This is a genomic window from Streptomyces sp. URMC 129 (assembly GCF_051386415.1).
In the GTDB taxonomy this organism is placed as follows: domain Bacteria; phylum Actinomycetota; class Actinomycetes; order Streptomycetales; family Streptomycetaceae; genus Streptomyces.
In genome coordinates this window covers 23498-31338 of record NZ_JBPQTQ010000068.1, presented here as the reverse complement: position 1 = coordinate 31338, position 7841 = coordinate 23498, and the positions used below count along the sequence as shown (strand labels likewise).

The following is a 7841-nucleotide window of genomic DNA, read 5'->3' as shown; positions in this document are numbered from 1 at the left end:
GCCGTCGCTGGGCCTGTCGCCGCAGATGACCGCGCGGATCGCGCGGACGGTACGGGAGATCCCCGCGCACCCATCGCCCCGGCCCGGAGGTTGTCCGCCACCGTCATCCGCGCGAACACCCGCCGTCCCTCGGGCACCTGCACCACACCCGCCGCCACGATCCGGGCCGCCGCAGCGCCGTGCAGCCGCTTCTCCCCGAACGTGACGCTCCCCCCGGCGACCCGGCCGCCGTGGAAACGCAGAGTGCCCGAAACAGCCCGCAGCAAGGTCGACTTCCCCGCGCCGTTCGCTCCCAGCACAGCGGTCACCGCACCCCCGGGCACGTCCACCGACACGTCGGACAGCGCACGCACCGGGCCGTACTCCACGCACAGCCCTCGCACCCGCAACACATCAGCCGTCATCGGCCGACTCCTCTCGGACGCGGCGGCCGGGACGGAACGTGGTGGAAAGCCGGGCAGGTCGCATGTGAGGTGGCTGGCCACCGGGGAGCGGATCTGGCGGCAAGCCAGGTGATTTTCGGCATGGGCACCTCCTGTGTGCGCACATCGACGTACGCGGCATCCGGAGAAGAGCTGGGCAGAAGAAGCCCTTCTCGATGAGTGGCTGGCAAAGTAGGCCCGTCAGGAAAGTCCCGTCAATAATTCCGACAAAATTCGCCGGGAAGTGATTCGGCCGGGTGTTCCATAGGCAACGGCTAACGGTGCGACCGGAAACGTGTCTTTGACCGCTCCGATCCATCCCCCGTTGAATGGGGGAGCGACATGACGAGTCCGTGTAACTGTCGTCGCGTATTCCGTCGCCGCGCCCGATCGCGCCCTGCCAGAGGAACGGCGAAACACCGCAAGCAACACGGTCGTACGTGGCTGCCTCGGTCAACTGATGAAGTTCCAGAAGGAGAAGGCATATGAGGGACGCGGTCATCGTCGATGCGGTCCGCACGCCCGTGGGCAAACGCAATGGCTCGCTCGTCGGTATTCACCCCGCGGATCTCTCCGCCCACGTGCTGAAGGCCCTCGTCGCCCGCAACGGGGTGGAACCCGCCGAGATCGACGACGTCGTATGGGGATGCGTCAGCCAGGTCGGTGACCAGGCGGGAAACGTCGGACGGGTGGCCGTGCTGGCCGCGGGTTGGCCGGAGTCCGTACCGGGCACGACGGTCGACCGTCGGTGCGGCTCCAGCCAGCAGGCGGTTCACTTCGCGGCCGCGGGGGTGATCGCCGGGCACTACGACATCGCGATCGCCGGCGGCGTCGAGTCCATGAGCCGTGTGCCCATGGGGTCGGCGGCGCGGGACGGACACCCCGTTCCCGGACATGTCCTGGAGCGCTACGGCGTGGACGGATTCAACCAGGGGATCGGCGCGGAGATGATCGCCGAACGGTGGGGCTTCTCCCGGCGGCGACTGGACGAGTACGCCGCGCGGTCACACGCCCGGGCGGCGACTGCCGTGGACTCCGGTGCCCTCGACGGCCAGCTCGCCCCGGTCGACGGCGTGCTGCGGACCGATGAGGGCATCCGGCGGGGTTCGTCGGTGGAGACGCTCGCCGGGTTGAACACCGCCTTCCGCGAGGACGGTGTGATCACCGCGGGCAACGCGTCCCAGATATCGGACGGCTCCGGTGCCCTGCTCATCACGTCGGGCGAGTACGCCCGGGCACGAGGTCTGCGGCCCATGGCCCGGATCCACACGGCCGTGCTGGCCGGGGACGACCCGGTCATCATGCTCACCGCGCCGATCGCGGCGACGGCGAAGGCACTGAAGAAGGCCGGGCTGGGGATGAGCGACATCGGCGTGTTCGAGGTCAACGAGGCGTTCGCGCCGGTGCCGCTGGCATGGCAGGCGGAGACCGGGGGAGCCGATGACCGGCTCAACCCGCTGGGCGGGGCGATCGCGGTGGGGCATCCTCTCGGCGGTTCGGGCGCCATCCTGATGACACGTCTCGTGCACCACATGAAGGACCAGGGCATTCGCTACGGCCTGCAGACGATGTGCGAAGCGGGCGGCCTGGCCAACGCGACCGTCCTCGAACTGCTCTGAAGCCATCACCTTCGGCGGCGGCCCGCCGGGCCACACGCCCCGGGCCGACCCGCTCCGACGAATGACGGGTGCGGATCCGCACAGAGAAAGGCAGGACACACGCATGCGTTTGGAAGGACTGTCCACCGCCGTCACCGGAGGCGCCTCCGGGCTCGGGCTGGCCACGGCCCGGCGGCTGGTCGCCGCGGGCGGCAGGGTCACCGTCATCGACCTGCCCACGTCCAGCGGTGCGGCCGTCGCCGCGGAGCTCGGTCCGGCCGTCCGGTTCGTCGCGGCCGACGTCACCGACGCCGAGCAGTTCGCCGCGGCGCTCGACGCGGCCGACGCGCACGGCCCGCTCCGTGGCCTCGTCCACTGCGCCGGTGCCAGCCGGAAGGTCAGGCTGCTCGACAAGGAGGGCAACCCGGGGTCCGCGGAGGACTTCGAGTGGGTGATCAAGCTCAACCTGACCGGCTCCTTCAACGCGCTGCGGCTCGGCGCGGCCCGCATGGCCGGCCACGAGGAGACCGACGGCGAGCGCGGCGCCATCGTGCTCACCGCGTCGGTCGCCGCCTACGAGGGGCAGATCGGTCAGATCCCCTACACCGCGTCGAAGGCAGGCATCGTGGGGATGACCCTCACCGCCGCACGCGACCTGGCGAGCAAGTCGATCAGGGTGTGCACCATCGCCCCCGGGATCATGGACACCCCGCTGCTGGCCCGCCTGCGCGAGGACGTCCGGACCTCCCTGGCGGCTGCCGTACCCAACCCCGCCCGGCTCGGCCGCACGGACGAGTTCGCGCGCCTGGCCGGCCACATCCTGGAGAACGGCTACCTCAACGGGGAGACCATCCGGCTCGACGGCGCCATACGGATGGCACCGCGCTGACCGGCGCCGGAGCGCGACCGACACCTTAGAGTGGGCCCGTGGATCTGCACCAGATCGAGTACTTTCTCGCGGTCGTCGACCACAAGGGCATCAACGCGGCGGCGACCGCGCTCGATCTCGCCCAGCCCACGGTGTCCCATGCCGTCAGGGCCCTGGAACGCGAGCTGGGTGTCCCGCTGTTCCACCGGATCGGCCGCGGCATGGTGCTGACCTCGGCCGGTCACAGCCTGGTGGGGCCCGCGCGCCGGATTCTCCGGGATGTCGTCGCCGCCGAAGGCACATGGGTCGACGCGGCCGGCCGGCCGCGTGGCCGGCTGGACATCGTCGCCATGCCCGCCCTGTCGGTGGATCCGGTGGCACGACTCGTCGGTGCCTTCCGGCAGGAGTTCCCCCAGGTGTCCGTCCGCATCGGTGATCTGCGCGACGAGGCGATCGGTGTCTCGCTGGTCAGGGATGGCCACTGCGAGATCGTCGCATGCCACCTGCCGACCCCGGACAGCGCCGGCCTGGAGGTCTGCGAGCTGGGGACGCAGGAGTGGTGGCTCGTTCTGCCTCCGGGCTCGCCGGCACCACCGGAAGACCCGCTGCCCCTGTCCGCGCTCCCGGACCTGCCCCAGGTCGTCGCGCCGCGGGGTTTCCCGCAGACGGACGAGGTCGAGCGCACCGTCGGGGAGGCCGGCCGGGTGCTGCGGACCGCGGTCGTCGTGCAGCACCGCGAGGCGCGGTTGCCCTTCGTCCTCGCCGGAGTGGGCGGCAGTTTCATGGAGCGGTCGACAGCCGAGGCGGCGGCGGCCCGGGGGGCGGTGGTGCGTGCCGTGACGCCTCGGATCAGCCGCGCGTACGGCCTGGTGTACGACGCTTCGACGCTGTCGTCGGCGGGTCGGGCCTTTGTGGAGCTGGCTCGTTCGCGCGCTCCGCGCGCATGACCTCGGCGACGCCCATGAACGCCTCGGCCGCCGGAGACAGGGGGCCCGGGCGGAACACGAAGCCCACAGAGCGCCGGATCAGCGGTGTGGTCGAGCGCACGACCACACCGCTGACCTCGCTCTCGGCGATGCGCCGGGGAAGGAACGTGGCGCCCGCGCCGTGCCTGACCAGCTCCCAGACGGCTTGCCGGTGAGCGCATTCGACGGCGACATGGCCGATCGCCCGGTCCAGCGCGTCGTGGACGCGGGCTCCGCCGTGGATGTCCGAGAACTCCAGGACCAGCGGGATCCCGGCGACGGCGTCGAGCGGCACCGGATCGGGCAGCCCGGCCGCCAGGGCGGGAGGCAGCACGATGACGATGTCCTGCGACCACAGCTCCCGGGTCCGCAGCGCGTCGTCGGCGAGCGGCAGTTCCGTCAGGCCCAGCTCCGTCTGCCCCCGGCGGACCTGACCGACGACACCGGCCGAGCTGCCGGGATCGAGCACGCTCACCAGGACGCCGGGATGACGCCGCTGGAACCTGCTGGTCATCTCCGGGAGGGGATCGACGGCCAGGGTCGACAGGGCGGAGATCTCCAGGCGCCCGGTGACCAGCTCCCTGACCGAGCGCACCTTCTCCCGGGCGTGGTCGAGATCGGCCAGTATCCGTCTCGCCGGTCCGACGAACGACTCTCCGTCGGCGGTCAGGGTGAGCTGCCTGCCCGAGCGGTCGAACAGCTGGACATCGAGCTGCCGCTCCAGGTGGCGGATGGCCTGGGACAGCGACGGCTGTGAGATGTAGAGCGCCTGCGCGGCCCGCGTCACGCTCCCATGATCGACGACGCTGACGAAGTACTCGACGAGGCGGAGATCCACAGCAGCATGCTAGGCCACCTCCAGCCGGTTGGTGCCGCGCGTGGGCCGCTCTGACCTGCGGACATAGGTTGCGGGAATAGGTCCGTGCGCAGCTGGGTCTTTGTGCGCCGCCGGTGGGCGGTGATGCACTCGGGTGGCCGGAGCGGACGCGAAAGCAGCACGCGCGTCGGCCGGCCGGTGATCCCGAGGATTGTGAGTGCCCATCGTGACAACGGAAACAACGGATGGCGACGAGTCGGTGCTCGTCACGCGCAAGGGCTCTGTGCTCACCCTGACGCTCAACCGCCCTCACCGCAAGAACGCGATGGACCCGGAGGCATGGTCGCGGCTGGAGCACGCGCTGCGGAACGCACGCGAGGACGAGGGCGTGCGGGTGGTGGTCATCGCCGGGGCAGGAGGTGACTTCTGCGCGGGCGCCGATCTGAAGGGAGTGCGGGCGGAAAGGCACCCGCTGCACCGCATGCGCTGGTACGCCGACATCGTTCTGGCGCTGCACGACATGCCGAAGCCCGTCGTCGCGAAGGTGGAAGGTGTCGCCGTCGGTGCCGGCTGGAATCTGGCGCTCGGCTGCGATCTCGTGGTGGCGTCGACGACCGCGCGTTTCTCCCAGATCTTCGCCCGCCGGGGCCTCTCCCTGGATTTCGGCGGCTCCTGGCTCCTGCCCCGATTCGTCGGATTGCAGCAGGCGAAGCGCCTCGCCCTGCTGGCGGAATTCGTCGATGCCGAGGAGGCCCTGGGACTCGGCCTCGTCACGTGGGTGAAATCACCGGAGGAGATCCACGACTTCGTCGAGGACATCGCGGCTCGCCTGGCGGAAGGCCCGCCCATCGCGATGGCGCAGTCGAAACTTCTGCTCAACGAGGCGGTCACCCGGCCGCTGAGGGAAGCGCTGGAAAGCGAGGCACGCGCGCAGGCGGTCAATTACGCCACCGATGCCCCCGTCGCCAAGCAAGCCTTCCTGAACAGGACCGAGCCGGAGTTCGCGGGGAAATGGCTGCTGTGATGTCGACGAGGTCCGATAGCGCGACGCCGGCGATTCGCCAGTGAGGAATGTACCGATGACGACAACCGATGTGAAGGAAGCCGGCACCGACGACGAGGTGCTGGTCGGCTACCGGCCCGGGATCATGGTGATCACGATCAACCGGCCCCGTGCGAAGAACGCCGTCACCAGGGCGGTGGCGGAACGTATCGCGACCGCGCTCGACGAACTCGACCACCGGGCCGACCTGTTGGTCGGCGTCATCACCGGCGCCGGTGGCACGTTCTGCGCGGGCATGGACCTCAAGGGATTCCTGCGCGGCGAACGGCCCAGCATCGAGGGCCGGGGATTCGCCGGCGTGACCGAGGCCCCACCCAAGAAGCCGCTGATCGCCGCGGTGGAGGGCTACGCGCTGGCAGGCGGCTGCGAGATCGTCCTGGCCTGTGACCTCGTCGTCGCCGCACGCTCCGCCAGATTCGGGATTCCCGAGGTGAAGCGCGGTCTGGTCGCCGCGGGAGGCGGACTGCTGCGCCTGCCGCACCGCGTACCCGAGCAGATCGCGATGGAACTGGCCCTCACCGGGGACATGCTGTCCGCGGAGCGCGCTTACCAGGTGGGCCTGGTCAACAGCCTCACCGCGGAGGGCGGCGCCCTGGACGGAGCGCTGGAACTCGGCGCCCGGATCGCCGCCAACGGCCCTCTCGCCGTCCTGGCCGGCAAGCGCGTCATCCGTGAACACCAGCAGTGGCCGGAGCAGGAGCGATTCGTCCGCCAGCGGGACATCGTCGAGCCCGTCCTCGCCTCCGAGGACGCCAAGGAAGGCGCCCGGGCCTTCGCCGAGAAGCGCCGGCCGAACTGGCGGGCACGATGAGCGGGCGCACCAGGAACGCCACGACCACCGGTCGGCCGGACGGCTCGGCGCGGCGGTCCGAGGCGGCGTCGCTCGACGCGTCACAGCCGTTGCACGGCATGCGGATCATCGAACTGTCGAGCTACGTCGCCTCCCCCCTGAGCGGTATGACGCTGGCCCAGCTCGGCGCCGACGTGATCCGCGTCGAGCCGCTCGGCGGTGCCCAGGACCGCACCCGCTGGCCGCGGGCCCGGAGCGGCACGAGTCTGCTCTGGTCAGGGATGAACAAGGGCAAACGGGCCGTCGAGGTGGACCTTGCGTCCAAGCGTGGCCGCGACCTGGTGGCGGACCTGATCGTCGGCGGAGGACCGCGCGGCGGGATCGTGATCAGCAACTCCGAGCGGTACCCCGATCTGACGTACGAGGTGCTGCGCATTCGCCGGCCCGACCTCGTCCACGTGCAGCTCACCGGTCGTCGTGACGGGGCGACCGCGGTGGACTACACGGTCCAGGCGACGACCGGGTTCGCGTGGCTGACCGGTGCGCAGGACTCGACGCAGCCGGTCAACAACGTGCTGCCGGCCTGGGATGTGGCGGCGGGGCTCTATCTGACGGCCGGGCTGCTGGCCGCCGAACGCCACCGGCTCCTCACCGGTGAGGGACAGCAGGTACGGATCGCGCTGGAGGATGTCGCGATCGCGATCGCGGGAAGTCTCGGGTATCTCGCGGAGGCACAGCTCACCACCCCGCGCCGGCGCGACGGCAATCACCTCTACGGCACCTTCGGGCGGGACTTCGGGACGGCGGACGGGGAACGGCTGATGATCGTCGTCCTCACGCTCCGGCACTGGCGCGACCTGCTGGCGGCGACCGGCCTCACCGGGGCGGTCTCGGCGCTGGGCACCGCGCTGGGCGTCGACTTCGACGACGACGACGAACGCTACCGGCACCGCGCGGTGCTCGGCGGACTGCTGGCGGAGTGGTTCGGGAGGCACACTTTCGCGGAGGCGGAGGCGGCGCTGAGCCCCGCCCGGGTGCTGTGGTCGCGGTACCGGACGTTCGCCGACCTCGTCGCCGACGGCGCCGGGACGCTGCGCTCGAACCCCTTGCTGAGGGAGCTGGACCAGCCCGGAGTAGGTACGCATCTGGCGCCCGGTTCGCCGGTGGTCATGGACGGGCGGCAGTCGCCGCCGAAGGCGTCACCCCAGGTGGGTCAGCACACCGAGGAGGTCCTGCGGGCCGAACTCGGGTTGTCCGAGGCGGAGGTGCGTGAACTGCGCGGCCTCGGAGTCATCCGGCGGTGATGGCCATGACCACG

Annotated in this window: 8 protein-coding genes; 6 read left to right on the top strand and 2 right to left on the bottom strand. The window is 70.7% G+C overall.

Annotated elements, in window-relative coordinates:
* Window positions 1–404, bottom strand: a 404-nt coding sequence (locus ACSNOC_RS15805) for an ATP-binding cassette domain-containing protein (protein ID WP_436748071.1), incomplete at its 3' end; no start/stop codon positions are given.
* Between the two features lie 503 nt (window positions 405–907).
* Between ACSNOC_RS15805 and ACSNOC_RS15800 the strand changes: the two genes are divergently transcribed.
* From ACSNOC_RS15800 to ACSNOC_RS15790, 3 genes are all read left to right on the top strand, one after another.
* Complete coding sequence (locus tag ACSNOC_RS15800; protein WP_436748070.1) at window positions 908–2041, top strand: thiolase family protein; 1134 nt, start codon at window positions 908–910, stop codon at window positions 2039–2041.
* 103 nt (window positions 2042–2144) lie between these two features.
* Window positions 2145–2909, top strand: coding sequence for an SDR family NAD(P)-dependent oxidoreductase (locus ACSNOC_RS15795; RefSeq protein ID WP_436748069.1), 765 nt, complete (start codon window positions 2145–2147; stop codon window positions 2907–2909).
* 38 nt (window positions 2910–2947) lie between these two features.
* A complete protein-coding gene (locus ACSNOC_RS15790) occupies window positions 2948–3835 on the top strand; it encodes a LysR family transcriptional regulator (RefSeq protein WP_436748068.1) in 888 nt (295 codons plus the stop codon).
* Here ACSNOC_RS15790 and ACSNOC_RS15785 read toward each other — a convergent pair.
* Window positions 3738–4691: a LysR family transcriptional regulator gene (locus ACSNOC_RS15785; protein WP_436748067.1), complete on the bottom strand. Its 954-nt coding sequence runs from the start codon at window positions 4689–4691 to the stop codon at window positions 3738–3740. The two genes, ACSNOC_RS15790 and ACSNOC_RS15785, sit on opposite strands and share 98 nt — an antisense overlap.
* Before the next feature lie 196 nt (window positions 4692–4887).
* On the opposite strand from ACSNOC_RS15785, the gene ACSNOC_RS15780 reads away from it, so the two are divergent.
* The 3 genes from ACSNOC_RS15780 to ACSNOC_RS15770 are packed head-to-tail and all read left to right on the top strand — an operon-like array spanning window position 4888 to window position 7827.
* Window positions 4888–5694 (top strand): enoyl-CoA hydratase/isomerase family protein, encoded by an 807-nt coding sequence (locus ACSNOC_RS15780; protein ID WP_436748066.1) that lies wholly within the window; start codon window positions 4888–4890, stop codon window positions 5692–5694.
* Between the two features lie 55 nt (window positions 5695–5749).
* A complete protein-coding gene (locus ACSNOC_RS15775) occupies window positions 5750–6544 on the top strand; it encodes a crotonase/enoyl-CoA hydratase family protein (RefSeq protein ID WP_436748065.1) in 795 nt (264 codons plus the stop codon).
* Window positions 6541–7827, top strand: coding sequence for a CoA transferase (locus tag ACSNOC_RS15770; RefSeq protein ID WP_436748064.1), 1287 nt, complete (start codon window positions 6541–6543; stop codon window positions 7825–7827). The genes ACSNOC_RS15775 and ACSNOC_RS15770 overlap by 4 nt, the downstream gene beginning before the upstream one ends.
* Window positions 7828–7841 lie beyond the last annotated feature (14 nt).

What these genes read in the sequence shown, in the direction of transcription:
- ACSNOC_RS15800 (WP_436748070.1), top strand. Translation starts at nt 908, where the DNA reads ATGAGGGACGCGGTCATCGTCGATGCGGTCCGCACGCCCGTGGGCAAA.
- ACSNOC_RS15795 (WP_436748069.1), top strand. Translation starts at nt 2,145, where the DNA reads ATGCGTTTGGAAGGACTGTCCACCGCCGTCACCGGAGGCGCCTCCGGG.
- ACSNOC_RS15775 (WP_436748065.1), top strand. Translation starts at nt 5,750, where the DNA reads ATGACGACAACCGATGTGAAGGAAGCCGGCACCGACGACGAGGTGCTG.
- ACSNOC_RS15770 (WP_436748064.1), top strand. Translation starts at nt 6,541, where the DNA reads ATGAGCGGGCGCACCAGGAACGCCACGACCACCGGTCGGCCGGACGGC.